A 23,935-nucleotide genomic window follows, 5' to 3' on the forward strand; every position below is an offset into this window, starting at 1 on the left:
CGCGCTAGCCGCGGCGGCCGGGATGGTCAGGGGGCGGGGGTGATGGTGGGGCGGCCGGTGACCTGCCAGGTGATGGTCCCGGCCATCTGGCCGTCTACGGGCATCTCGCGCTCGAAGCCGGTCATGATCGCGCTGAACTCCCAGACCTCGCCGACCGGGCTCTCCATCTGGTAGGTGCGGGCGTCGTCGTCTTCGAGGTCGGCGACCAGGAGGTCGTGCTTGTCGGGGTCGTAGTGCACCTCGACTGAGACTTCGCCCCCGTTGATCAGACCGCCGATGAACTCCCGGTAGCGGGTCGGGGAATCGTGTGCGGTGACGTCGTAGGTGTCGCGCTCCGGCGACGGCCCGCTGAAGGTGCCGACGTTGCCGATCGCGGTGAAGATCTCCGGCGACCCGCCGTCGCCGCGGCGCAGCTCGGTGCCGAAGGCGTCGCGTCCTGCCATGGTTACTCCTCTGTGCTGAGCCACACCCGGTAGCGCACCGGGCAGTGGCGGATGGTGGGGTCGGGGTCGCGCACCAGGCGCGACCACTCCCGGAAGACCGTGACGTCCTGGAAGCCGTCGACCGCCAGGGGCCGGCGGTCCAGGAGCCGGTCGAGGTGGGCCAGGATCGTCGCTGTCTCGGCGTAGCCGCGGTACTTCGACCACACGTGCAGGGTGAGCGCGACGGTGAGCCCCTGGTTGTCGTGGGTGTCGTCGGGCTCCTCGACCACCTCGCCGACCGCGACGTGCGGGTAGGGCGCGGGCTCGGGCACGTTGTCGTACACGCCGCACATCGCGGTCAGCTCGGGGTCGGCGCGCAGCCGGGTGATGACGGCGACCTGCAGCGGCCACGCGGCGGTCGCCATCTCAGCCGATCCGCTTCTCGATGCCCTCGCGCACCCAGCCGCGCACCTGCCGGTTGGCGGCGGAGGCGTTGGGATACATGAACGGCTGCGCCGCCATCTTGCTGGTGCCGAACTCCACGAACTGGCCGTAGTACTCCTCGTCCTCCCACACACCGACCTCGGCGTCAGCGGTGGACCCCGAGCCGCGCACCCGCTTCTCCAGGGCGGACCCGAGGTCGCCGGTGTCGATGGGCACATCACGCACCGCGCCCTCGTAGGCGGCGTCCGCCCACTTCTCGGCGACCTCCTCCTGCACCTCGTGCATGTCGGTGGTCATCCGAGCGAAGACCCGGCGCAGCGCCTGGGCGCCGACGACGCGCACCCGCACCGCCATCAGCGCGCCACCCGCAACACGGCGACCTCGGCGTCAGTGGCGACGTCGTAGGTGATGGAGGCCCGGCCGGTCGAGGGCGAGCGATAGACGGTGTCCATCGGCACGGCCGCGACGTCCCCGGCCGCGACGGTGAGCGCGACGTCGGCGATGGGGATGCCACGCACGGTGCGGGGCGTGGCGATCGTGGCGGTGAGCGAGCCCGCGCCGATGTTGCGCACCAGGAGCAGCAGGCCCCCGCCGACGGGCGCCTCGTCCCCGCCGCCGGCGGCCGCGCCCCACACGATCTCGGCGAGCCCGGCCACCGGCACGGACTGGGCGGCGATGATCGCCATGGTCGGTCACTCCTTCGGTTCGGCGTCGAGCACGTCGGCGGCTTGGCGCAGCGCGTCGGCGAGCTGCGGCCCGATCGGGTCGGTGAGGTCGACGGTCAGCGTGCCGAGGCGGCTGCTGCTCGCGCCGACGGTGAGGGTGATGTCGAGGTCGGCGCACACCGGCGGCGCCGGGATGATGGCCATCAGGCGGCTCCTTCGGCTTGGCGGGATGTGCAGTCGGCACGCAGGTAGGTGCCGGGCTCCGAGGGCTCGAACGCCGCGGTCACCAGGTCGACCTCCGTCACGCCCGCGCGGCGCAGCTCGTCGCCGCGCCGCACGTCGGCGCCCGGCAGGAAGTACCAGACCGCGGCCAGGCGGGCGCCGTCCTGGTCGCCGACCTCACGCTGCACAGACGTCGGCTGGGCGCGGCGCCCGCGCACGGTGGCGACCTGGGCCCAGGTGCGGGTCTGGCCGCCCCCGCCGTCATCGGCCAGGACGGGCCGCCAGACCTGGACGGGGGTGCGTAGCAGCCGCCCGACCCGCGCCCTCACCGGGTCCTCACCACCGCGGCGCCGCCGCCGAACCGGCTGGCGAGGCGGCCGCGGAGGTAGTCGGGCAGCTCCATCTCGGTGATGAGCCCGGTGTCTCCGTAGGTGACGGCGTAGTCGCCGATGCGCTCCTGGCGGATGTCGGCGGCGGCCAGGCCCTCGCCGTCGGGCTCGGCCCGCTGGGCCACCAGGCAGGCGGCGGCGATGCGGCACACCAGGTCGACGATGTCGGCGGGCACCACGGGCAGGCCGTGGGTGTAGGTGACCTCCACGTCGGAGGGCTCGGTGCAGCCCTGCCAGCCGCCCCACCGCCACAGCGAGGCGCTGGAGCGGCGCAGCCGCCAGTCGTCGACGGCCGCCCCGTCGATCAGTACCGACGCCACCGCGGTGATGGGCGGCCCCGGCAGCCGCAGCCGGTGGTCGGGGCCGCCGTCCAGGGTGATGGTGGAGGTGGTCTGGCTGATCGGGCACCCGGCTGCCTCCCGCACCGCCGCTGAGGCGGTGGCCAGGTACACCTCCAGCAGCGGCTCCTCCTCGGTCGTGACGGTCAGGCCGCGGGCGGTGCAGTCGGCCACGGTGGCCAGCGGGTCCACGACGCGGCCCCCTTACTCGCCCAGCTCGTCGGCGCGCTTGATCAGCTGCGCCTTGCTGAGGGCGCCGGCCTGCTCGGCGTCCAGATCGGTGACCGCGGTGATGTAGGTGATCCAGTCGGCCTTCGGTGCGGCCTGCGGCGGCCGCGCCGGCGCCTCGCGCGTCGGCGGGGTGGGCGCGGCGCCGGCCGCCGAGGCGATCGCCTGACCGGTCACCTCGTTGGCGGCGATCGCCTCGGGGGTGATGGCTCCGGCGGCGATCGCCTCGGCGGTGACCGGCGCCGGCGGTCGGGGATCGGCGGGCGGCTCGGGCGGGTTGTGCTCGGTGACGCCGTGCACGGCGGGCACCTGGCGCAGCTCGGCGGCCAGCTCGGGATCGGTGACGATGGCGAGCCCGGCCCGGAACCGCACCAGCCGCCCGGAGCTGGTGCGGATCTTGCCCTCGGGGTGGCGGCGGCATTCGAAGACGGCCACGGGTCACGCTCCGGCCGGGGCGGTGACGCCCAGGAGCTTGCCGTGGGTCTTCTCGTTGCCGTAGCGCAGCCCGATCTCGCCGTAGATCTGGGACTTCTCCGAGGCGCCTTCCTTGGCCAGCGGCTCGACGAACAGGAAGCCCCTGCCGGGGATGGGCAGGAACACCGGCGCGCACTGCTCCAGGCTCACGACCTGCAGCGCGGACGTGGGCATGTGCCGGTTGAGCATCACGTTGAGGGTGCCGAAGTCGGTCTCGATGGTCATGACCCGCACCCCGCCGACGGTGCGGCTGGACTCCTGGAACCCGGCGTCGGTGATGAAGATCTTCGTCAGGGCCCGCTTGATGGCGGCGTTGCACATCAGGGTGGCGGTGTCGGACTGCTGGATGCCGCCGGAGGTCCACACGTCCTGCAGGATGTCCAGCACCATGCCCTCGGTGAGGGCGGCCGCGGAGTGCACGTCGGCGCCGCCGTCGGTGGCGAAGGCGATGGTGGTGCCGCCGGGCTTGGCCGCCAGGGTGAAGGTGTTCGCCGTCGCCCCGGTGACGTAGTAGAGGGTGTTGGTGGCGAGCACGCCGACCGCGCCGCCGGTCAGGGCGGTGACCACCACGGCGTCGCCGTCGGACAGGCCGTGCGCCGCCAGGGTGAAGGTCTCGTTGTCGGCCTCGATGGTGGCGGTGCCGATCTCGGTGGACCGGTCGGAGGTGTTGGTCTCGGTGGCGGCCATGATGCCGCGGGTGCGCCGCGCGGTGGCGTTGGTGCCGGGGTTGTGGAACGTGCCGGTCAGGAAGCTGACCTCGACGTCGCGGGCGATCTGGATGAGCTGCTGGTCGACCTGCCAGTCCAGTTCGTTGAGCACCGGGTTGGCGCCGGCCAGGCCGACCGCGCCGGGGTGGGCGGAGCCGGTGGAGTGGAACTGCCCGGTCGCGGCCAGCTTGGTGTAGCTGACCTCGACGGCCTCCTGGTGGATCTCCACCACGTTGGTGACGTTGAACCGCACCCGCGCCTCGGCGGTGGGGGCGGCCGCGCCCTCCACCCGCTGCCGGGCGGCGTCGGGGGAGCGCAGGTCATAGCCCTGCCACTGGAACAGGATGCCGTCGGCGATCTCGCCGCCGGTCAGCCCGCCGATCGCGGACAGGAACGGGGTGTCGGTGGGGGTGACGGCGAACAGCTCGCCGACGAAGTTCGGCAGGTCAAAGGTGTTGCCCATGCCGGTGATGCCAGGCATTCGGTGCCTCCTGGTGGTGACGGGGCAGGCACGCGCCTGCCGCTGCTACTTGGTGGTGTTGAGCTGGTTGGCGAGCTTGAGCCGCCGCGCGGTCTTCCAGTCGCCGGCCTTCTCCGCGTCGCGGATCTGGTCGGCCAGCGTCGCGGCCCGGCCGCGCTTGCCGCCGTCGCCCCCGCCCGCGAAGCGGCGCCCCGTTCCGCCGGCGGCGGCGAGGTAGGGCTTCTTCTTCAGCAGGTCCTCGATCGCGTCGGCGATCTCGCCGGCGTCGACCGCGCCGTCGTCGTCGACCTCGAACGCGGTGAGGTCCAGGAACTGGTAGGCGTCGGCCGGATCGGCGAGCTTCCCGGCCGCCGCGGCCTTGACCTCGGCACGGACGATCCGGGCGTTGGCCTTGGCCGTTGCGGCCTTCTCCGCCTCGGAGCGAATGACCTCGGGGTCGTTCTCCTTGCCTTGGGCCTTGAGCGCGGCCAGCTCCTGCTCGGCCTTGCGGGCCCGCTCGGCCAACGCCTTGCGCTTGGCCTTCTCCGCCTCCAGGGCCTTGCGCCCCGGGGCGCCAAGCGGCTCGTCGCCGCCGTCACCCTGGCCCTCGCCGCCGTCGCCTGGGCCGTCGGGGTCCGCGCCGTCGGGGTCCGCGCCCTGGCCCTCGCCGCCGTCGTCCGCGCCCGTGTTGCCGCCGTCGCTGGGGGCGCCGTCGCCCTCGCCCGAGCCGCCGAGGATCGGCCAGATGGGCCGCCCGTCGCGGCGCCACCCGAGCGCGGCCAGGCCGGTGATGGGGTGGACAGGCAGGTCGGTGTCGTGATCGGTCATCGTGTTCTCCCGTTGCGGGTGGTGGCGGCCGCCGTTGCGGCGGCCGACGTCTAGGTGAGGTAGCCGAACCGGCGCAGCAGCCGGATCGCCTCGGCGTGGTCGCCGCGCGCATCAGCGATCAGCTGCTCGGCGGTGGGGCGCGGCACGGTCGACATCCGGTACTGGTAGCCGGGCACGCGCCGCAGCTGGCCGAGGATGCGCCCGGACAGGCCCCGCGCGCTGGTGCCCTCGGTGGTGAACTCCCGCCCGCCCGCGACGGTGAGGCCGCGGCGGGCGTTGACGACCTGGGCGATGTCGGCACCGGCGCGGATCGCGGCCGCGGCCGCCGCACCGAACCGCCGGTCCTGCTGCTCGCGGGCCATCTGCTCGAACAACTCGCGCGGCGAGTCGGGCGCGTCATCGACGCCGGGGCGCAGCGGCACCAGGGCGCAGTCGCAGTTGGGGTGCCGCTCGAAGCCGGTCGACCAAGGGTAGGTCTGGCCAGCGAGGATGATGCAGCGCGCACAAGCGGGCAGCTGCACCACGCGGGTGTAGGCGACCACGCCGGGCCGGGCCGCCAGCCCGATGAGGTCGGCGACGCGGGCGGCGTCGGCGACCTGGGTGCGCACGATCATGTCCAGCAGCGCCAGCCCCAGCGCCATCGCGTCGGCCAGCGGCCGACCGGCGGCCAGGTAGGCCAGGGCGGCGGCCGCGGGCTGCATCAGCAGGGTGGCCAGGTCCCGGCCGTCGGAGGCGACGCCGGCCAGGGCGGCCGGCACCGGGGCGGCGGCCGGCGGGGCGGCGCCGCCGAGCAGCCGCGCCAGGTAGGGGTCCGACAGCTGCGCGGCGGCGTACTGGCCGGACGTCAGCATCGCCAGCACACCGGGCAACCGGGCGGCCCAGTCGCCGCGGATCTCGGTGGTGTCGACCTCGCGCCAGGCCGCCCCTGCGCGCGTCGCGGCGGCGGCGGCCAGCCGGGCCTGGGCGGCGCGGTGCTCGGTGGCCTCAGCCGGGACCGTCACGGCGCGCCCACCCCGCCGGCGCCCTCATCGGCGAAGGGGTCGACGCCGAAGGGCAGCGGCAGCGTGCCGGCCCCCGCAGCGGGCTGGGTGCGGCCGATCTCGGCCGAGATCGCGCCGATCGGGTCCAGCCGCGCCTCGGCCTCGCGCATCGCCAGCACCCGCTCGACCTCGGGCGGCTCCAGGCCGTACTGCTCGGCCAGCCACGCGAACGGGAACCCCATCTGCCGCAGCTTGAGCAAGGCGTCGACCTTCTGCGACAGGGCGCGGAACTGGGTGTCGGCCCACATCACCGTGCCAGCGCGCGCCGCGGCCGCCCGGTCCTCGTCGCCGGCGGCCTGGGCGGTCAGCGCGTAGATCTCGCGGATGGAGGGGTCGGCGTAGACGATCCGCTCGTTGGTCTTGCTGACGAGCCCCGTTTCGGCCGCCGTCAGGGCCTCGGCCGCCAGATTGGCCACCCGGCCGATGAGGTAGTGGGGCGGCGTGCGCGACTGGGCGGCGATGTGCTCCACCGCCCGCTCGATCACCGCGCTGAACACGTCCAGCCGGGCCGCACTCCATTCGGAGGTCGAGGCGTTGGGGTCGGGGACCCACAGGATGCGCTCGCGGACCAGCGTGTCCAGGTCCAGGGGCCGCTCGCCGACCTGCTGCCCGGTGGCGTCCAGGATCGGGATCTTGGGCATATCGGCGCCGGTGACCACCCGCTGCGGCAGCGTGGCGTAGTCCAACCCGTTCATCAGGTACGCCCAGACCAGATTGGTGGCGTCCTGCATCGCGATGACGCCGTCGATGTCGGAGATCGGCGCGTCGTCGAGCAGGGTCTGGTTGCGCAGCTCCACCAGCGGCACCGCGCCCATCGGGTTGGGCAGCGGCCAGGCGTCGTCTCCGGCCGGGTGGCGGGGCTCCCAGCCGCCCGAGGGCAGCACCGCGGCGCTCGGCTCCTGGTGGACGTAGGCGCCCGCCCCCTTGCGCTGCCACTTCCACAGGTACTCAGGGGTGTAGAGGGTCGCGAACTCGTGGCCCTCCCACTCGTCGCGCCACAGCTTCAGCCCCGCGCGGGCTTGGCCGGTCTCGGCGTCGTAGCCCACGATGGCCTGGTCGGGGCGCTCCCAGGTGATGCGCGGCGTCGACTCATCATCCGGGTTCCCCCACACCAGCGCGAAGCTGCGGGCCGCGGCCAGCAGCACGGCGAAGGCTTCGCTGCTGCCGCGCTCGGCGCCGTTGACCCGCCACACCCGCGCCAGCTCAGCGTCAGGGCGCTGCTCGGACCCGAGCCGGATGCCGAGCACGTTCATCCGCTCCGCCGGCGAGGACACCACCGGGGCGCACCAGTTGTCGGAGAAGCCGGCGAACCGGCTGCCGAAGTAGCCGGCGAACTCCTCCGACGCGAAATGCAGCGGGTGGGCGCCCCGGAAGTAGTCCAGCCTGCGCGCGATCACCGGCTGCCGGTTGCGCAGCTCGGCGGCCAGCCGCCCCATCACCTCCAGCGCGGCGGCCGCCTCGGTGCTCATCTGCCCGCCCGGCGCGGCCGGCTCGGCCTCATCGGCCACAGGATCACCTCCGGCGCGTCGAGGACGCGGTGTAGATATAGGCGCCGCGCTTTTTGGCCAGGCCGGCGGCGATGACGTCCCCCAGCGCCTCGTGCGCCAGGATCGAGGGGATGACGGCGTCGATCTTCTGCGTCGGGCTGGCCTTGCGCAGCACGTAGCGGTCACCGGGGCGGGCCGCGGCACGAGCGTTGGCGATGTGGTCGGCGGTGATCTCACACCCGTCATGGGCGAAGGTGGCATCCTTCTTGGTGACGTCGGTGCGCAGCCGCTCGCAGGCGGCGTGCATCTGGACGATGCGGCGGGTGTGCCAGCGGATCACCCGCTCCTCGCCGTAGAGGTCGACCCAGTCGTCGACCTCGGTCTCCCAGTACGGAGGGTCCGCGTACAGCCGCACCACGTCGAAGCGGCGCATCACCTCGTCCATGCCCGCGCGCACCTCCGCACGCGGCACCTGCCCGCCGAAGTCGGCCGGGTTCCAGACCGCCGGCTGCCGGTCGGGGCCCACCAGCGGCGTGAACTGGAAGCCGTCCATGGTCTCGCAGCGGATCGCCGTCCAGTCATCGACGTCGGACCCGTCGAACCCGGCCACGATGCGGGTCCGGTCCGGCACCGCGCGGGGCGCGGCCCGCCGCTCCCAGGCCGCCGGGTCCAGCCACGAGCTGGTGCCGGCCACGCACCGGTTGCCGAAGAACCGCTCGGCCTGGGCGGGGTCCTTCTCCATCAGCTCGGCGGCCTCGGCCTCGATGGCGTCCAGGTCCACGTGGTCGCTGCCCGCGTAGACGTAGGCATGGATGCGGCGGCGCTGCCGCTTGTCTCGGTAGGACCAGGTCTTGGGGGCCTGGGGGTGGTAGCGGAAGATGTCCTTGGCCTTGGACTCCGAGGTGCGCCGGGCGGTGGAGTCCTCGCCGGGGTCCCAGGCGTTGGTGGTCTCGATCGCCCGGCCGCCCATGCCCGCCAGGCCGCGGCGCTGCGCCTCGGCGACCGAGGTCATCCTGTTCGCCGGGGTGTAGATCCCGGTCTCGTCCTGCAGCGCGAACACGATCGGGTTGCCCAGCCGGCTGCGCGCCGAGGAGGTGACGACGTCGATGCGGCCGCCGCCGGACCCGGTGCGGATGCGGGTGAACTCCTCGCCCACCGTCAGCACGTCGGCCAGCGGCCCGGCGGCCACCGTCGCCTTCAGGTGCCCGTAGACGTTCGTCTCGACTTGGTCGCTGCTCACGCCCAGCAGCTGGATCAGCGGGTCGTGCCAGGGGCGGCCCATCGGCTCTCCTGCCTCATAGCGGTACCACCACCCGCACTCGCACCCGTGGTCGGCGCACCGGTAGACCTCACCGCCGACCGCCCACCCGGCGAAGACCACCGGGCCCACCGCCTCGGCCAGCGAGATGAACGCCGACCACGGCCCTTTGCCGGTCTTCTGCGGCGCCACCACCAGGGAGCGCCGGCAGTGGAACGCGGTCGCCAGCTGCCCGACCACCGCAGTCGGCCGAACCCGGTAGTGGCTGACCGTGCACCACAGCTGCCACCGGTACAGCTCCAGGTCCTCACCGGCGCGGAACCCGCCGGGCACCGGGCAGTGCGCCTCGATCCACTCCGGCACGATCCACAGCGTCGGGAAGTCGACGACGAACTCGGCGGAGGCGTCAGCCGCCTTCGCCATCGCGCACGACCCTCATCCGGTCGCGCACCGACCGCCGCATCGGCACGATCGGCGCCGGCGCGGACTCGTCCGACTCGATGGCGGCCGCCGCCGGGGCGATCTTCCACCGGTTGCGCAGCATCCCCTGCACCGACAGCCCCAGGCTGTCGAGGTACTGGCGCACGACCTTCTGCAGCTCCACGCTCGCACGCGGCAGTTCGGCCTCGGCGAGCTTGCGGACGAACATCGCCACCTCGTAGCGCTGGTCCAGCCGCTCCCACATCACAGCCTGCGGACGCGACCACAGGTCGAGCCACAGGTCCCACTCCCGCGGCTGCAGGTCGATCAGCGGCCACTCCGGCGGATCACCCGCCCGCCCCTCGGCGGGCAGCGTCACCCACCCTGCCTTGTCGTCCTTGCGGTTACGCCGCAGCGCGTTGGGGTCCGGTGCCGGACCCGACACCACGCGGGCACCTCCACGAGACATCGGCCCTCGCCTCCTCGCCGCGTTGCGCGGCACCGGTCGCCGTCACGTTGCGTGACGGCGGGGACCTTTTGAACTTGACGGACTTCTCGGAGCCCTCCCCGGCGTTCCCCTATAAGCCCAGGTCAGGGGTATACCCCCAGGTCGGGGGCTCGTGATGCCCGCTCCGTGTCCGCGCAGGTCAGCGGCTTGCATTGCGCAGCGCTATCCACGCAGGTCAGCGGGGTTCGCGGTCGTTCCATCCGCCGGGCTGCTCACGTGCGGTCTTGCGGCTGTGGTGGCTCTTGGTCATGCCGACCAGATTGCTCCAGTCGTGCCCACGCGGCCCGAGCGGCCCGAGCCCGTCCTTGTGGTCCACCTCGGTGGCGCGCGGCCGCAGCAGTTCGGGAAACCGCGCGCACTCCTCACACCCGCAGTAGGGATTCGCCATCAGGTAGGCCGCACGCGTGCGCTGCCAGGCGCGGTCATAGCCCTTCGCGCTGGCGCTCGGCCGTGACGCCGCCGCCTTCGCCACGCAGTCCGCACAGCGCCCCGCCTTGGTCAGGCGCGGGCACCCAGGAGTGGGGCACACCTGCAGGGCCCGGCGCGCCATCAGCGGCCGACGCGGCCGATCAGCCACCGCGCCGGAGCGGCGAGCGCCGCCCATGCAGCGATGACGATCCGCGCACCGATGGACCGCTCATCGGCCGGGCGGTGCTCCTCACCGTGCATCCACGCCGCATAGGCGAACGCCAGCACGCCCGTGAACACCACGGCGGCGGCAACGACGGTGAGGTCGGACATGCTCGCTCCTCGGACTCGGCGGGCGCGCGCCCGTGCCGTCTCTTCCTACCAGGGGGATTCAGGGACCGCCGCCGTTCCGGATTCGAACCGGTACTGGCCAGCGTCGCGCGGCAGCCTCCGCGTGCCGACGGCGTCCCCGCCTATGGGGGTCCTCAGCGGACCGGGGTGTGCCACTGGTGGGCGCTCAGCGCGTCGGCCCACACCACGGTGCCGGTGTCGGTGCCGCACGGGCACCAGGCCCGGCCGGTGCCGGCGGGCTCGATGACGCGCCAACCGTCGACCGGCGCCAGCTCGCGGACGTCGCGCTGCAGCGTCGGCGCGCAGCTGCTCACCAGCGTCACACCCTCTCGATCTCGGCCAGGGCCGACGCCAGCGCGATCCAGCCCTCGGCGATGCGGACCTTGCTGTCCACCATGGCGGGGTTGGGCTCCATGTCGGCCCGCTCCAGCACCTCTGCCGCCTTCTCCGCGGCCTGTCCAGCGGTCACCGCCGAATCCCGGCGATCGCCTGGGAGCGGTACTCCTCGGCGTGCGACGCCCACCACGCCGCCGCGATGATCCACACCAGCACCTGCCAGTCGCGGTGCACCAGGGCCAGCGACGCGCACAGAGCACACAGCGCGATGTAGTTGGAGAGGGCGCTCACAAGCCCGTCACCGTCGCGGCCGTCAGCGTGTAGGTGCCCTGCGCGCCGAAGACCTCGCTGGCGCTCAGCGCGCCGCCGCCGTAGAAGGTGCCGCCGCTGGACGCGCTCCACAGGCCGAAGTGGCTCACGGTCGCCCCGGCCGGGACGGCGAAGATCGGGTCGTTGGTGATGCCGATCTGGGCGCCGCTGGCCGCGCCGAATGTGACGCTCTGCCGCGCGTAGGCCGGCGACCCGCCGCTCAGCTCGTTGTCGCCGGCGGCGCCCGGGTCGGCGTCGTGCAGGCTCGCGTACACCGCCAGCGGGCCGAGTTCGTTCAACATCGCGTTCCAAGCCGCTTCGCTCAGCGCCATGACGTACTCCTTCGTGACGTGGTTGCCGTGCTGGCCGAGGTCGGCCGTCCGGGGGCGCCCGAGCCATCGGCGCCTTACGGTGACCTTCACCAGCGGTCGGGGATTCCCAGGGAGGGGCGATCATGGCCACGGAGGCGCTACGGCCGGACATCCAAGCGGCGCGGGACCGGATGACGACGCGGCTCGGCTCGAACCGCGAGATCCGGCGCCTGGTCGAACACCTGTGGGACGGGGAGACCGTCGAGCGCCTGGCGGCGGGGTCCTATGGCGGCGGCACCGGCCTGCTCGTGCTGACCGGGCGCCGGCTGCTGTTCATCCGCGATGGATGGACCGGGCAGGTCTCCGAGGACTTCCCGTTCGAGAAGATCTCGTCGGTGCAGTGGGCGGGCGGCCTGCTGCTCGGCAAGCTCGTCGTCTTCGCCAGCGGCAACAAGGCGGAGATCGGCCAGCTCGACAAGACCGACGGGCGGGCGATCGCCGACGCGGTCCGCGGCCGCCTGTCGGGCGGTTCGGCACCGGCAGCCCCCGCGCCCCAGGCGCCGGCGGCCGCGGCTGCGGCCGACGACGTGTACGAGGCGCTGCGCAAGCTCGGCGAGCTGCGCGACGCCGGGATCGTGACGGCCGATGAGTTCGACGCGAAGAAGGCCGAGCTGCTGCGGCGGGTGTGATGGTGCCCGCCCGGCGCGGCCCCCGACGAGCGCGCCGGGCGGGGTCTGGACATGACGAAGGCCCCGGAGGGGATGTCCTCCAGGGCCAGTTCGCGCCATTCAAGTCGACGCCAGTGTGACACGTGTAGCGCGGCTACGCAAGCGGAGTGTTAGCGCTGGAGCCTAGCCAGCATGTCTTGGGCGTACTGGACCTCGTCTTCGGGGTAGCAGTGGGGGTTGTCGACGATCAGCGAAGTCGCTTCTCGGTGGTAGTGATCGATCAGGTCGACGTCGGCTGAGAACAGGCTGCCCTCTGCTTCGGCCATGTCGATGGCGTGCCAGACCTCGTCATCGACTTCGTCGCAGGGGCGAGCCGACCAGTCGATTCCGGCGATCAGCAGCGTCAGCCAGACCGCGAATGCCCCCAGCGCGATGAACTTGACGATCTTCATCATGCCCTCTCGGTCTCGGGCAGCAGCCCGATCACGTCGCCCACCCGGTAGCGGGGGCGCCGGCGGTCGTCGCGCGGGTCCGGTGGGTACTGCGCCAGCTTTCCACGCTGGACCCACTTGCGCAGCAGCTCGGCCGTGACCGGCCGCCCCATCCGGCTGACCGCCCCGGCAACCTCGGCGGCCGTGCCGAGGTGGGCGTCGGCCCACCGGTGCAGCAGCCCCAGGCGGGCATCGGCGTCGTGGGCGTGGCCGCAGTCGCGGCACGTAGCGGTCGGCGCGCCGGGGCGCGTGTAGAGGTCCGCGCCGCACGACGCGCAGGGGCCGACGTAGGCGCGCTCGACGGGGAGGTCGAGCACGGGCAGCACCTCGGCCAGGGCGGCCAGGACCTCATCGACGCACTCCCCGCCGGCCTCGTGCAGCCTCACCCGCTCCGCACGCGCGGACAACCACCCGGCCATCGCGGGCAGGTTGTCCTCAGGGAGGCCGGCGCCGCCCCGGCGGATCTCCGCACAGGAGGCGTGCGCACACCGGCGGCAGACGGGTCCGTACCGGGGCGGCCGGCGGGGCGGCTGGTCCTCACCATAGGCATTGGCCAGCACCCGCACCCACGTCACCAGGGCGTTGCGCAGCACCCACCCGACCTCACTCGCGCCCGCGTTGAACACCAGCGGCGCCTCGGCCGAGCGGCGGCCCCCGCTGCCGCCGCCCATCCGATCCCCGCGCGTGACCGCGGTGTCCAGCTCCGCCGCCAGCTCCGGCACCCGGCCCAGGGCGCGCCGCAGCTCGGCGATGCACGGCGTGCACACCGTCGCGTCGCGCACCCGCCGGTAGCAGTCCGGCACCGCGCACAGGCCCCCGTCGTCCATCGAACTCCTCTACTTGGGGCCGAAGCCGCACTGGCCCCGGGGGTGCCCGGCGGTTCGCTCGCATCGGCCGACGCGCGTGCCGACCATGACCTGGGCGCCGCAGCGACGCGATGGGGCGGTGTGGGGAGACAAGGCCGCGCGCACGCCGTCGAGCCGCGCGTTCGCCCGGTCCAGGTTGTCGGCCAGCTCTCGGGTCAGCATCCGCTCCTCGGCCAGCTCCCGGGCCAGCTCGGCCTCGGGGCTGCCGTCGACCAGCTCCACCACCGCGATGCGGCCGGCGAGGCCCTTGGTCTCCACCGTGGCGCGCATCGCCTCGGCGAGGGCGGCGGGGTCGTCGAGGCGGCCGTCGTCGTCGAAGTCGAGCACCAGCAGGCCGCTGGAGGCGCCGGCGGCCTTCAGTAGGGTCTTGGCGGCCTCGACGGCCGCGGCGTAGTCGGTCATATCAGTTCCCCTTCTTCGCTGCCAGGTAGTCGATGGCCTCCTTCATCCCGGGCTCATGTCCCAGGGCGGCGGCCACCTCCTTGCGGATGCGCTTGCCGCGCTTGGCCCAGGAGGTCGGCAGGGTCATCCCGGGCTCGCCCTGGGCGGCCTGGCGCTGCCATTCGGCGCGGACGGTCTCGGGCGGCATGTCGATGAGCAGGGCGACGGCTTCGTGGGAGAGCACCGGCTCCCCGTCGAGCAGCGTGTAGAGCGGCCGGTCGGTCATGTCAGTTCTCCTCGGTGGTGTCGGGCAGGTGCGGGCCGCGGCGCGCCTTGCGGCGGGCCTCGTCCTCGGTGAGGTCGCTGTGGAACAGCGGATTGCCGGCGGCCTTGTCGCCCCAGAACCGGCGGAAGGCGTGGCGCATCACGTCGGTGGTGTTGGCGATGAACTCCTCGCGCCACGGGCTGGCGGTGAACAGGGCCGGGATGCGGTCGGTGCTGATCAACCAGTCGCCGGCGAAGGACCAGCGGCGTCCTCCTGCGTCCGGGCTGGCCTGCGGGTCGTCCACGCACAGCCACAGGTCCAGGTTGAGCAGGCCGCGCAGGCAGTCGTAGCCCAACCGGCCGTCGCCGCGCCGCTCGTCGGCCTCCCGCTGGGCGCGCAGGCCCTCCAGGTGGTCGCCGTCGGCCCAGGCGCACACCGCGGGCAGCGACATGCCCAGCTGCTCGCCGACCTCCGACAGCAGCAGGTAGCGGTCCTCGCCGCTGGCGAAGTACACCGGCGCCTTGCCGAACCCGGCCAGGTCCACCACGGTGCCGGCGACCGGCGTCAGCGGGGTGTGGGCGTGGAAGCGCTCCAGCGCCGCGACGGCGCGGGCGATCTGCTCCTCGGGCCCGTAGTCGAGCAGGTGGGGCTCGTGCTTGGTGACGATGGCGGTGGCCAGCTGGCCGAACTCGATCATGGCTACTCCGTTCGGGTTGGACGTGAATTCGACTGGGGGTACCGGGGGTACGTGCGTGCCCCCGGGCGCTCGCACGCGTCCCCGTTCCGGCGTTTCCGCAGGTGGGAATGGTCGAAGAATTGGATAGGTATAGGTATAGGTACTAATGGAGCCATTAAGGCGAACCGTGAAATGTGCCCCTGGGGTGTGTGCGCAGGCGGGGGGAGGTACCCGTGGTGCCCCTGGTGCCCCTGCTGGGGGTCGGTGGCCGTAGCTGCGCAGGTCGGCGGGCATCTCGTTGCGGGTACACGCGGGTACCCGTGGTGTACCCCTGGTACCCCCAGTCTCGGGACCGGGGGCACCGGGGGACCACTGCGGGTACATGGCGTGTACCCGCAGTCGGTTCGGGCGGCGGGGGTTCACCGCTGCCCCTTGATGAGGTCGGGGTGGGGCATGAAGACGGCCGTCTTGCGGCGCCGCCCGCGGCCGTCGTACTGGATGACGGAGGTGATCCAGCGGTCGCGGTAGAGCTTGACCAGGGCGGCGTCGCGGGCCTCGGAGCTGTACCAGGAGGCGTTGCGCAGCGAGGTCTTGAGGTCGCCGGCGGCGAATGTGTCGGGCTTGCGCTTGCGAATCCAGGCCAGGATGGGCTCGACGCCCGGCTCGATGTCGCGCCGCAGCCAGGCCTTGTACACGCGCTCGGCGTGGTTGATGGTCCACAGGCCGAAGGCGACGGCGTAGGTCATGGTGGCCGCGCTGATGGGGCGGCCTTCGCCGTAGCCCTGCGCCAGGTGGAAGAGGCCGGCCAGCCGCAGCACCTTGCCGCAGAGCTTGGACGCCCAGTCGCGCATGTAGTTGAACCGGCCGACGGTCTCCTCCAGGTTGGGCTCGATGTTGTCGAGCAGGTGCTGCAGGAGCTTGTCGGCGTCGGCGTCCAGGGTGAGGTAGGGGCGCTTGGGGCCGTGCGGGGTGTAGTTGAGGATGCCCTGGAGGGTCTGGCTCCACCATTCGAGCTGGTCTTGGGGCATGCGGGTGCGCCGGTTCTTGCGGTAGCCCAGCATCGACTTGGGCAGGACGTAGAACCAGCGGCCGAGGAAGCCGCGTTCGCGGATGCCGGGGATCTTGGCGACGTCCATGATGACGTCGGGCTGCACGCACAGCCCCATGGCCAGCGCGGGGTTGTGCAGGATCACGGTGCCGCGTTCGACGCGGTCGAAGGGGATGTACTCCTCGTCGTATGCCTTCAGGTAGATCTCGAAGCTGGCGTTGCCGTCGCTGTAGCGGCCCTTAATGATGTTGAAGACGCCACCCTCGGCGGTCATGATCCCCAGCGCCTCGTCGTTCTCCTTCAGGCGCTGGGAGAGCGCTTCGGGCGTGGTGTCCTCGACGAGCAGGCGGGGCGGCGAGGCGTCCTTGGGGGGCAGCGCCTTGAGCTTGTCCTGGACGTCGGCCAGGTCGGACTCCAGCGTCTGCTTGTCGCCGTTGCCCTTGCGCAGGTCCTCCTTGATGCGCTTCAGCTCCGGATCGAGCAGTTCACGCTCGGCGGCGGCCTCGTCCATCTTCGCCTGGTGCAACTCGGCCAGGCCCCGCTCGGCGAGCCGCAGCGGCCCGGCGGTGATGCGGATCAGGTCGGACTTGCGCTCACCGGGCGGCAGCCCGGCCGCCATCCACAGGATGAGGGGCTGCAGCCATCCGCCGCCGCCGTCGACCATGTGCCGCCCGACGGCGGCGACGGACAAGGCGGCGATGGCCATGCTCGCCACCGCCTCGATCGGCACCTCCAGGTGCTCGGCGACGGCGCGGACGAACTCCGCCAGGCGGGGCGGCAGCGCCTGGTCGACGTCGAGCGGCTTGGGCTCGGCCTCGATGCCGCCGAGGGGTTCGGGCGGCTCGATGAACCGGGCCTGCCCGTCCTCGGGCGTCGGGTAGACGCCGGACAGGATCTCCTCGGCGCTGCACTCGGCGTCGCCGACCCAGGTGTCTTCGAAGGGGTCGCGCGGCGGCTCCTCGTCGGCGGGGGGCGGCTCGTCGGCGCGCGGGGGCGCCTGGTCGGCGTCGAGCGCGACGAAGTCGCCGGCGCCGTGCCCGGCGTTGAAGTGGTCGGTGGCGTCCTTGCCCGCGGCGGCCTGGACGATGCGAACGTGTGCGGCGACCCCGGCGAGGGTGCGGGCGACGTGTCGGGCGTGGTCGAGGCCGGGGTCGTCGCGGTCGGCGATGACCACGACGTCGGCGCCGCTCAGGTGCTCGGCGTATTCCTGGCGCCACTTCCCGGCGCCGCCGGGGTTGCACGTGGCCTCCAGGCCGTGCCGCTCCAGGGTGTTGCAGTCGCGTTCCCCCTCGGCGATGTAGACGGTCGTCCCGGCGCGGACCGCGGCGAGGATCTGGGGGAGCCGGTAGGGGACGCGGCGGGTGTCGCCGAGCCGCCAGGCCCACCCCGACTTCTTCGACCGGTCCGGGATGCGGCACGGGAACTGCTTGTCGGCGGTGCGCAGCACCTGGAACAGCAGCTCGCCGTTCTCGTCGAAGTAGTCGTAGACCGCGATGGCGTCGCCGCGCGGCGTCCACTCCCCGCCCCGGGGGCGCTCCTCGCGCGGCTTGCACAGCTCGGCCCAGGTCAGGCCGAGCGCGTCGAGGATGGCGTCGCGCTCGCACCCGGCATGGCAGTGGAAGACGACCGGGTGCTCCTTGCCCACCGACACCGACAGGCTCGGCTGGCGGTCGGGGTGCGCCGGGCAGCGGGCCATGTAGTACCCGGCCTGCTTGCGGATGCCCTCCAGCCGGGGCAGCACCACCTCGTACAGGACGTCGCTCATGCCGCCGCCCGCAGGCTGCGGATGATGCGGGCCGCGTTGTGCGCGCTCATCAGGTCCGACGCCTGCCCGCAGGTCTGAACCTTCGGCAGCACTTCGGCGTAGCCCATCCGCTGCAGCGCCTGGAGCTGCGCCGGGGACGGCGGCCGCGCCCGCCACCGGGCATCGGCGCGCGACAGCACGCCGCCCTTGGCGCGGGCGACCTCCTCGCCGACCCCGCGCGCCCACTCCAGCGCCAGGCCCGGGGAAACGATCTTGGGCCGGGCGGTGCGCGTGCACTCCCAGACGTTCCACAGGTCGCCGTCGGCGGGCATGAGCAGGATGGTGGTGTCGCGGCCGGCCGGGAGCATCCAGCAGTCCAGGACCGGCAGCCAGCGCAGGTCCGACGCCTTGAACAGGTCCACCGACTTCGCGCGCACCGCCGCCGCGACCGCCGGGGGCGCGGTGCCCTCGGCTACGGCCCGCTCGGCCGCCTCGGTCAGCTTCTCGCCCGGCTTCACCGCCTTGGGCGGCAGCCCGGCCAGGTCTGCGATGGTGGCCAGCCCGGCCGCCGAGGCGCCCGCCACGTCGAGCACCAGGGCGTCGTCCTTGCCCGGGTGCGGCCGCAGCGCACGCCCGACCATCTGCACGAACAGCGGCGCGGACTTCGTGGGCCGCGCCATCAGGACGCACGACACCGCGGGCTCGTCGAAGCCCTCGGTGAGGACGGCGCAGTTGGTGACCACCTGCACGTCGCCCTTGCGCAGCCGGGCCAGCACGTCGCGTCGCTGCTGGCGCGGCATGGCGCCGTCGATGTGGTCGGCCGTGATGCCCTGGGCGCGCAGCGCCTCGGTGAGCGCCTGCGAGGTCGCCACCGTCGGCGTGAACGCGATCCCGGGGCGTTCGGGCGCGAACCGCTTGTAGGAGACGGCGGCCGCGTCGATGGCGCCCGAGCGCTCCAGCTCGTCGCCGAGCTGCCCGTCGACGAAGTCGCCGGCGCGGGTGCGAACGTTGCCCAGGTCCATCTCGCTGCTGACGGCCAGCGCACGGACGTTGACCAGGTACTTCTCGGCGATCATCTGCAGGATGCCGCGCTGGTACACGATGTCCTGCCAGACGTGCCCCAGTCCCGCGCCGTCCGAGCGCCCCGCCGTCGCGGTGAACCCGGCGACGAGCGGACCCCCGCGGTCCCGGAAGGCCCCGAACCGGTCGAGCACCGTCCGGTATGTGGAGGCCACCGCATGATGCGCCTCGTCGACCACGATGGTGCGGAAGTCGGCGTCGAGCCGTTCCAGTCGCGACGGCCGGACCAGGGTCTGGACCGAGGCGACGACCACCTGGGCGTCATGCTCGTCGTCTCCGGCCTTGACCACCCCGACGCGCAGCTCGGGCGCGATCTGCCGGAGCTTGTCGGCGGCCTGCTGGATCAGCTCGTCGCGGTGCGCCAGGATCAGCGCGCGCCCCCCGCGGCGCTGCACCAGGTGCGCGAACGTCACGGTTTTTCCGGCGCCGGTCGGCATTACGCACAGCGGCCGCATGGTCCCGGCGGCGGCCGCCGCCTCGATGGCCGTGATGGCCTCCTGCTGGTAGGGGCGGAGCGAGATCATGCCGCCCCCCGTCGAAACTCCGAGATCCGAGCATGAGTTCGAACCCCGACGTGCAGTGCTGCCTTGCTCCCCATTCCGGGGACCCCCTGTCGGTCGTGCTGGTGAAGGTCGGAGGGGGCGGCGCGGAGCGGGCGCGCCGCCCGGCGCGGGTCAGTCGGGGGCGGCCTCCTCCAGCTGCGGTGCCGGGGCGTATCCGGCGGCGCGGTACCCGGCGGCGGCCAGGACTCCGAGCACCACGGCGGCGGCGCCGCGGATGTCCTCGGCACGTGCGTCGGGGTCGGCGACGGCGGCCAGCACGCAGGAGCCGACGGGCGTCCTGGCGGCGTCGGTGCGGCTGTAGACGACGCAGCGGGTCGGCGCCGAGGTGGGGAACGGAGGCCCGTGGATCGCCTGCACGGGAACCCCGTCCACGCGGCCGAGGTCGGCGACCAGGACGCGCTCGCCTCCGACGAGATCGGCCAGCTCGGTCCAGGGCACGGCTGTCATGAGGTCGCCTCCGCCGCGTCGACGAGCTTGCGCAGGGCGTCGGCGAGGGCGGACGCCTCGCCGAGGGTGAGCTTCAGTCCGGTGGAGGTCTGGTTCAGGCCGAGCCACACGCGGGGCTCACGCTCCAGCTCGTACTGCGACAGGGAGACGTCGAACGCCTGCGCCTCGACGTAGCGCTCACCGGCGTAGGTGTCGCAGATGGGCGGCTCGGTGGTCGCGACGATCTCGAAGAAGTCGTGGCTCATGTGAAGGGCATCGGCGATGCTCTCGTCGCGCGCATGGCCGCTGGAGCACCAGGTCGGACACGGGCGCGTCTGCCAGTACGGCCGCTCGTCCGCCTGGACGTCGGGGGCGCTCATCGGGTGCCCCCGGGGATGAGCAGGCCGACGAACGCGCGGGCCTGCCGCATCAGCTCGGCGCGGTCGAACTCCGGCCAGGTCGGGGCGGGCATCTCGGCCTGGATGCTCGCGCCGTCGTTGGTGAGGACGCCGACCATGCCGGGCGGCATCGTGTCGGCCGGGACCGCGAAGACGTCCGCGATACCGAGCTGGCCGACGAGGACGCGGGCGCTCATCGGACACCGCCGTCCCGGTCGGCGCGCAGCTCGACCAGCTCGGCGCGGACCTTGGCCAACTCCTTCTCGGTGGTGCGCAGCTGCGCCCGCACCTTGGAGGCGTCGGCGAGGTCGATGAGGAGGAACACGAGGTTGAAGACGAGGACGATGGTGCCCACGATCAGGGCGGTCGCGCCGACGGCGGCGAGGATGACGAGGGTCGTCGACGGTTCGCGGTCGAGACCGGACAGGTTGAGACTGGAAGCCAGGTGATACATGGGAACCCCAAGAGGGTGTGCGAAGCCAGACCGCTGGCCCTGTGGAGCCATGGCCTGAAGTCAGATGTGAGGGTGGCGGTCGGGGCAGGGACCGCTGGGGACGTCGCCCGCTATGGGGCGGAGGCGTCTACGGAGATTCGCCGGACCCAAAGGCCGGGTCGATGACCTGCCAGCGCTCAGTCCGACAGCGACGCCGCGCGCTGGGCGTTCAGCCACGCGATCAGCTCGGACTTCCACGCGACGCGGCGGCCGCGCAGCTTCCAGATCGGCGGCGCGTCTTCGCCGCCCTTCAGGATCCAGTCCCTGACGGTCCCCTCGGGGCGACGCACCAGGTCGCAGATCTCCGGCATGGACAGCAGGGCGTCGCCCTTGGTGCCCACCGCGAGCTGGGTTGCTCCAGCGGGGGCCTTGACCTGCGAGGATGTGATTCTGCGAGCGTTTGTTCGCCGATTCACATGGGGGTTGCTACCCTGAGACGCGGGCATGCTTCACTCCAAATTGCCTAGGAGCTGTCCACAGGGCCTCCGCGATGCCAGTCGCGGGGGCCCATTTGCGTCTCGGGGGAGATCGCGAAGGGGCCCGACCTTCTCCTACGGGAGAAAGTGACCCATGGTGCTCGTGTGTCGAGACCAAGGTACCACCTGATCGCCAGCCGTGGAGCGCGGCGCGCATCGACCGACTACCGGCGACGCTCGATTCCGACTGACCCCACATAGCACAACATGTAGTGTCTGTCCTGCGGACAGAACGGGACAGATTGAGCCAGACCGCCCTCTGGTCTTGCTGAGACCTGCCGACTGTTGCCGAGAAGTACCGCATAGCGTTGACATCGTTGGGCTAGCGTTGTCCAATCGATGTGCAGTCCGGCCGTACTGCCGTCCGGCATCAGCCCAGCTCACGGCCTTGCGACTGACGGAGTTGATACCAGTGAACGAAGGCTTGACGTCCATCAATGAACAGCTGCGCGTAAGGCGACAGGAGGGCTTGAAGATCACTAAGGGCGACTTGGCGTGGTTGTCCAGCACGGCCCGGGGGACCGTCACGAACCTAGAGGCGGGCCGCGGAGATCCGGAGCTCCGGACCGTGCGCCGGATCGCCAACGCGCTGGGAATGTCCATTGTCTCCCAGAACCCCGGGTACGACATCGCCACGGGGCCGATCAGTCTGGTCGAGGCTATCGATGTGCCCGCTCTCCGACGCATGATCGAGATTATCAAGGCAGTGCGTGACGAGTCCTCATCCACTGCCAGGGTGCTCGCCTCGCTCTACGGCGGCTTGGCGCGAGACCTGCCCACCTTCAGGGGTGACAGCGAAGCCGAGAAGTCCATGCGTCGGTTCCGAGTGCAGGAACTTCAGGAAGCCTTCGCCGAGCACCTCGAAGACCGCGCGGAAGACTGGCCAGTCCTTGATCTGCTCAATCGCCTCAGCGGCGTTAAGTGGAGGCCCTTCACCGGGCGCGCTCCCATTACGTCCGCAGGCCCTTCTGTGGCTGACGGCCTTGGGGCCGAGTCAGCCGCATACGCGCCGCCGACAGCCGAGTCCCGAGCGGCGATGGAGCGTCGCCTGACTGTGCCGCCGACGATGATGCCCGGATATCTCGAAGCCCAGATATCCGGCATCGAGACATCGGTAGCGCACCTGACGGCCTCCGTGAACGAGCTGCGCGTCATGCTGCACCGCATGGCCAGTGGCTCGGGGTATGAACGGACCGCCATCCGAGCCCTGAACAAACTGCCGTTGCCGTTGCGACGGGCGCTGGTCCACGGCGAGGTCTTCGACAGCAAGGTGTCCGCAGACTCAGACGCTGTCTACGCTGCGCTCGCCATTCGAGCACCTGGTGACGTGACGCGAACGCACTCACACATGGATGATGTCTTGCAGCAGCTCAAGGACGAGCACTCGCCTTCGCCCGAAGAGGCGGACAGGCAGGAGGAGTAACGGTGGCCCACATCGAGGACCGCTGGTACCGGGAGGTGCGCGACGCCGACGGGAAGGTCCACAAGGAGAAGAAGGACCGGTACGGCGTCGGCAAGCGGTACCGGGTCCGGTACTACGACCTCGACGGCAACGAGCACAACGAGTCCTTCGAGAAGCTGACGCCCGCGAAGCGGTTCCTCGCCGAGGTGCAGGCCGACGAGGCGCGGGGCGTCTTCAACGACCCCAAGGCCGGCGACGTGTCGCTGCGGAAGTACAGCGCCGAATGGCTGGAGAACCAGAGCTTCGGCCGGTCGTCGTATGAGGTGGTCGAGTCGCGCCTGCGGCTGCACGTGTGGCCGACGCTCGGCACGCATTCGCTCGCCCAGCTGGCGCGCCGCCCGTCGCTGATCCAGAACTGGGTGCGCGGCCTCCAGGCGGCCGGCCTCGCGCCGACCTACATCGCGGCGATCCTCGGGCATGTCTCCACGGTCCTGAAGGCCGGCGTGGACGACGGCCTGGTCGCGCGGAACCCGTGCGACTCCAGCTCGGTGAAGGCTCCGAAGGCGGTGCCCCGCAAGGTGGTGCCGTGGACGCCGTCGCGAGTCGAAGCGATCCGCGGCGGGATGTCCGAGCGGTATCGGGCGACCGTGGACCTGGGGGCCTGCTGCGGCCACCGCCAGGGCGAGGTGTTCGGCCTGGCGGTGGCCGACCTCGACCGCAAGGGGAAGATGGTCCGCGTCCGCCGCCAGGTCAAGATCGTGGGTAACCGGCTCGTCTTCGCGCCGCCCAAGCATGGGCGCGAGCGAGAGGCGCCGCTTCCGAACCTGGTCGTCGATCGCCTCGACGCGCACCTGGAGCGCTTCCCGGCGGTGCCGGTCACCCTGCCGTGGGAGGAGCCGGACGGGGTGCTGGTGACGCACAAGCTCGTCTTCACCACCCAGCGCGGCGGCGCGATCGGCCGGTACTACTACAACCCCTACGTCTGGCGCCCCGCCGTCGAGCCCGTCCTGGTGAAGGCCGGCGTCCTGCCCGTGCTGATCGAGGGCGAGAAGCGGGGCTCGATGCGGGACTACGGGTTCCACCAGCTCCGCCACAGCTTCGCCAGCGTGCAGCTCGACGGCGGCACGTCGATCCGCGCGCTGGCGGAATGGCTGGGCCACGCGGACCCGTCCATCACGCTGCGGATCTACAGCCACCTGATGCCCGACAGCGACGGTCGAGGGCGTGGCGTCATCGATATGGCGTATAGATACGATCTTGAGAACCAGAGGGCTGACGGCCCCATGACGGCCCCAGAGACCCTTGTCGCAGCAACGGAGCAGGTATAGCGTGGAAACACTCCAAACGATCCTG

35 protein-coding genes are annotated in these 23,935 nt (G+C 72.1%); 3 read left to right on the plus strand and 32 right to left on the minus strand.

The features are described from left to right. Positions 1-26: 26 nt before the first annotated feature. The 20 genes from CLV72_RS31010 to CLV72_RS31090 all read right to left on the minus strand — a co-directional run bounded on the left by CLV72_RS31010 (position 27) and on the right by CLV72_RS31090 (position 11,626). A complete protein-coding gene (locus CLV72_RS31010) occupies positions 27-443 on the minus strand; it encodes a phage tail tube protein (protein WP_106253772.1) in 417 nt (138 codons plus the stop codon). Positions 444-445: 2 nt separating this feature from the next. Then, positions 446-847: a DUF3168 domain-containing protein gene (locus CLV72_RS31015; protein WP_106253773.1), complete on the minus strand. Its 402-nt coding sequence runs from the start codon at positions 845-847 to the stop codon at positions 446-448. 1 nt (position 848) lies between these two features. Next, the gene (locus CLV72_RS31020; RefSeq protein WP_106253774.1) at positions 849-1,220 is read right to left on the minus strand and encodes an HK97-gp10 family putative phage morphogenesis protein; all 372 of its coding nucleotides are present in this window, start codon (positions 1,218-1,220) and stop codon (positions 849-851) included. Further along, positions 1,220-1,552, minus strand: coding sequence for a hypothetical protein (locus tag CLV72_RS31025; protein WP_106253775.1), 333 nt, complete (start codon positions 1,550-1,552; stop codon positions 1,220-1,222). Before CLV72_RS31025 ends, CLV72_RS31020 begins: the two co-directional genes overlap by 1 nt. A gap of 6 nt (positions 1,553-1,558) precedes the next feature. Then, a complete protein-coding gene (locus CLV72_RS32545; RefSeq protein WP_170141188.1) occupies positions 1,559-1,735 on the minus strand; it encodes a hypothetical protein in 177 nt (58 codons plus the stop codon). Continuing rightward, on the minus strand, positions 1,735-2,082 hold the full coding sequence (locus CLV72_RS31030; protein WP_106253776.1) for a head-tail adaptor protein: 348 nt from the start codon (positions 2,080-2,082) through the stop codon (positions 1,735-1,737). Before CLV72_RS31030 ends, CLV72_RS32545 begins: the two co-directional genes overlap by 1 nt. Further along, positions 2,079-2,672, minus strand: a complete 594-nt coding sequence (locus tag CLV72_RS31035) for a hypothetical protein (RefSeq protein ID WP_106253777.1) — start codon at positions 2,670-2,672, stop codon at positions 2,079-2,081. Before CLV72_RS31035 ends, CLV72_RS31030 begins: the two co-directional genes overlap by 4 nt. Before the next feature lie 12 nt (positions 2,673-2,684). Further along, positions 2,685-3,143, minus strand: a complete 459-nt coding sequence (locus CLV72_RS31040) for a hypothetical protein (RefSeq protein ID WP_106253778.1) — start codon at positions 3,141-3,143, stop codon at positions 2,685-2,687. A 3-nt stretch (positions 3,144-3,146) separates the two neighbouring features. Further along, positions 3,147-4,370, minus strand: coding sequence for an SU10 major capsid protein (locus CLV72_RS31045; RefSeq protein ID WP_106253779.1), 1,224 nt, complete (start codon positions 4,368-4,370; stop codon positions 3,147-3,149). A gap of 45 nt (positions 4,371-4,415) precedes the next feature. Then, the gene (locus CLV72_RS31050; protein WP_106253780.1) at positions 4,416-5,177 is read right to left on the minus strand and encodes a hypothetical protein; all 762 of its coding nucleotides are present in this window, start codon (positions 5,175-5,177) and stop codon (positions 4,416-4,418) included. A gap of 50 nt (positions 5,178-5,227) precedes the next feature. Then, entirely contained in the window at positions 5,228-6,178 is a 951-nt protein-coding gene (locus CLV72_RS31055; RefSeq protein ID WP_106253781.1) for a VG15 protein, read from the minus strand. After that, the gene (locus tag CLV72_RS31060) at positions 6,175-7,725 is read right to left on the minus strand and encodes a phage portal protein (protein WP_106253782.1); all 1,551 of its coding nucleotides are present in this window, start codon (positions 7,723-7,725) and stop codon (positions 6,175-6,177) included. The genes CLV72_RS31055 and CLV72_RS31060 overlap by 4 nt, the downstream gene beginning before the upstream one ends. A 4-nt stretch (positions 7,726-7,729) precedes the next feature. Then, a complete protein-coding gene (locus CLV72_RS31065; RefSeq protein ID WP_106253783.1) occupies positions 7,730-9,385 on the minus strand; it encodes a hypothetical protein in 1,656 nt (551 codons plus the stop codon). Beyond that, positions 9,369-9,851 (minus strand): phage terminase small subunit, encoded by a 483-nt coding sequence (locus tag CLV72_RS31070; RefSeq protein WP_245930547.1) that lies wholly within the window; start codon positions 9,849-9,851, stop codon positions 9,369-9,371. Before CLV72_RS31070 ends, CLV72_RS31065 begins: the two co-directional genes overlap by 17 nt. Positions 9,852-10,065: 214 nt before the next feature. Further along, entirely contained in the window at positions 10,066-10,362 is a 297-nt protein-coding gene (locus CLV72_RS32990; RefSeq protein ID WP_211303190.1) for an HNH endonuclease signature motif containing protein, read from the minus strand. A gap of 77 nt (positions 10,363-10,439) precedes the next feature. After that, the gene (locus tag CLV72_RS31080; protein WP_106253784.1) at positions 10,440-10,631 is read right to left on the minus strand and encodes a hypothetical protein; all 192 of its coding nucleotides are present in this window, start codon (positions 10,629-10,631) and stop codon (positions 10,440-10,442) included. Between the two features lie 152 nt (positions 10,632-10,783). Continuing rightward, positions 10,784-10,972, minus strand: coding sequence for a hypothetical protein (locus CLV72_RS31085; protein ID WP_106253785.1), 189 nt, complete (start codon positions 10,970-10,972; stop codon positions 10,784-10,786). After that, complete coding sequence (locus tag CLV72_RS32550; protein WP_170141189.1) at positions 10,969-11,118, minus strand: hypothetical protein; 150 nt, start codon at positions 11,116-11,118, stop codon at positions 10,969-10,971. The genes CLV72_RS31085 and CLV72_RS32550 overlap by 4 nt, the downstream gene beginning before the upstream one ends. Next, positions 11,115-11,276 carry a hypothetical protein gene (locus CLV72_RS32555; RefSeq protein ID WP_170141190.1) on the minus strand — a complete coding sequence of 54 codons (162 nt, stop codon included), beginning with the start codon at positions 11,274-11,276 and terminating at the stop codon, positions 11,115-11,117. Before CLV72_RS32555 ends, CLV72_RS32550 begins: the two co-directional genes overlap by 4 nt. Next, entirely contained in the window at positions 11,273-11,626 is a 354-nt protein-coding gene (locus CLV72_RS31090; protein ID WP_106253786.1) for a phage tail fiber protein, read from the minus strand. The genes CLV72_RS32555 and CLV72_RS31090 overlap by 4 nt, the downstream gene beginning before the upstream one ends. Positions 11,627-11,748: 122 nt before the next feature. Here CLV72_RS31090 and CLV72_RS31095 point away from each other — a divergent pair, with 122 nt between their 5' ends. After that, the gene (locus CLV72_RS31095; protein ID WP_106253787.1) at positions 11,749-12,294 is read left to right on the plus strand and encodes an SHOCT domain-containing protein; all 546 of its coding nucleotides are present in this window, start codon (positions 11,749-11,751) and stop codon (positions 12,292-12,294) included. A gap of 149 nt (positions 12,295-12,443) precedes the next feature. Here CLV72_RS31095 and CLV72_RS31100 read toward each other — a convergent pair whose 3' ends face one another. The 12 genes from CLV72_RS31100 to CLV72_RS31155 all read right to left on the minus strand — a co-directional run bounded on the left by CLV72_RS31100 (position 12,444) and on the right by CLV72_RS31155 (position 21,045). Continuing rightward, entirely contained in the window at positions 12,444-12,728 is a 285-nt protein-coding gene (locus CLV72_RS31100; RefSeq protein ID WP_106253788.1) for a hypothetical protein, read from the minus strand. After that, complete coding sequence (locus CLV72_RS31105; protein ID WP_106253789.1) at positions 12,725-13,591, minus strand: hypothetical protein; 867 nt, start codon at positions 13,589-13,591, stop codon at positions 12,725-12,727. Before CLV72_RS31105 ends, CLV72_RS31100 begins: the two co-directional genes overlap by 4 nt. Before the next feature lie 9 nt (positions 13,592-13,600). Beyond that, positions 13,601-14,032: a hypothetical protein gene (locus tag CLV72_RS31110; protein WP_106253790.1), complete on the minus strand. Its 432-nt coding sequence runs from the start codon at positions 14,030-14,032 to the stop codon at positions 13,601-13,603. Between the two features lies 1 nt (position 14,033). After that, positions 14,034-14,297, minus strand: coding sequence for a hypothetical protein (locus tag CLV72_RS31115; RefSeq protein WP_106253791.1), 264 nt, complete (start codon positions 14,295-14,297; stop codon positions 14,034-14,036). A gap of 1 nt (position 14,298) precedes the next feature. Further along, positions 14,299-14,973 carry a hypothetical protein gene (locus CLV72_RS31120; protein ID WP_106253792.1) on the minus strand — a complete coding sequence of 225 codons (675 nt, stop codon included), beginning with the start codon at positions 14,971-14,973 and terminating at the stop codon, positions 14,299-14,301. Positions 14,974-15,371: 398 nt separating this feature from the next. Then, positions 15,372-17,765, minus strand: a complete 2,394-nt coding sequence (locus CLV72_RS31125; protein ID WP_106253793.1) for a DUF3987 domain-containing protein — start codon at positions 17,763-17,765, stop codon at positions 15,372-15,374. Beyond that, a complete protein-coding gene (locus tag CLV72_RS31130) occupies positions 17,762-19,348 on the minus strand; it encodes a DEAD/DEAH box helicase (RefSeq protein ID WP_106253794.1) in 1,587 nt (528 codons plus the stop codon). Before CLV72_RS31130 ends, CLV72_RS31125 begins: the two co-directional genes overlap by 4 nt. A 150-nt stretch (positions 19,349-19,498) precedes the next feature. Next, positions 19,499-19,834 carry a hypothetical protein gene (locus CLV72_RS31135; RefSeq protein WP_106253795.1) on the minus strand — a complete coding sequence of 112 codons (336 nt, stop codon included), beginning with the start codon at positions 19,832-19,834 and terminating at the stop codon, positions 19,499-19,501. Next, entirely contained in the window at positions 19,831-20,193 is a 363-nt protein-coding gene (locus CLV72_RS31140; RefSeq protein ID WP_146159652.1) for a DUF6907 domain-containing protein, read from the minus strand. The genes CLV72_RS31135 and CLV72_RS31140 overlap by 4 nt, the downstream gene beginning before the upstream one ends. Then, on the minus strand, positions 20,190-20,408 hold the full coding sequence (locus CLV72_RS31145) for a hypothetical protein (protein WP_106253797.1): 219 nt from the start codon (positions 20,406-20,408) through the stop codon (positions 20,190-20,192). Before CLV72_RS31145 ends, CLV72_RS31140 begins: the two co-directional genes overlap by 4 nt. Beyond that, positions 20,405-20,665, minus strand: coding sequence for a hypothetical protein (locus CLV72_RS31150; protein ID WP_106253798.1), 261 nt, complete (start codon positions 20,663-20,665; stop codon positions 20,405-20,407). Before CLV72_RS31150 ends, CLV72_RS31145 begins: the two co-directional genes overlap by 4 nt. 176 nt (positions 20,666-20,841) lie before the next feature. Beyond that, positions 20,842-21,045 (minus strand): helix-turn-helix transcriptional regulator, encoded by a 204-nt coding sequence (locus CLV72_RS31155; protein ID WP_106253799.1) that lies wholly within the window; start codon positions 21,043-21,045, stop codon positions 20,842-20,844. A gap of 547 nt (positions 21,046-21,592) precedes the next feature. On the opposite strand from CLV72_RS31155, the gene CLV72_RS31160 reads away from it, so the two are divergent. Both CLV72_RS31160 and CLV72_RS31165 read left to right on the plus strand, forming a co-directional pair. Then, entirely contained in the window at positions 21,593-22,603 is a 1,011-nt protein-coding gene (locus CLV72_RS31160; protein WP_106253800.1) for a helix-turn-helix transcriptional regulator, read from the plus strand. Between the two features lie 2 nt (positions 22,604-22,605). Continuing rightward, positions 22,606-23,910, plus strand: coding sequence for a site-specific integrase (locus CLV72_RS31165; protein ID WP_106253801.1), 1,305 nt, complete (start codon positions 22,606-22,608; stop codon positions 23,908-23,910). Positions 23,911-23,935 lie beyond the last annotated feature (25 nt).

Source organism: Allonocardiopsis opalescens (genome assembly GCF_003002095.1).
GTDB lineage: Bacteria > Actinomycetota > Actinomycetes > Streptosporangiales > Streptosporangiaceae > Allonocardiopsis > Allonocardiopsis opalescens.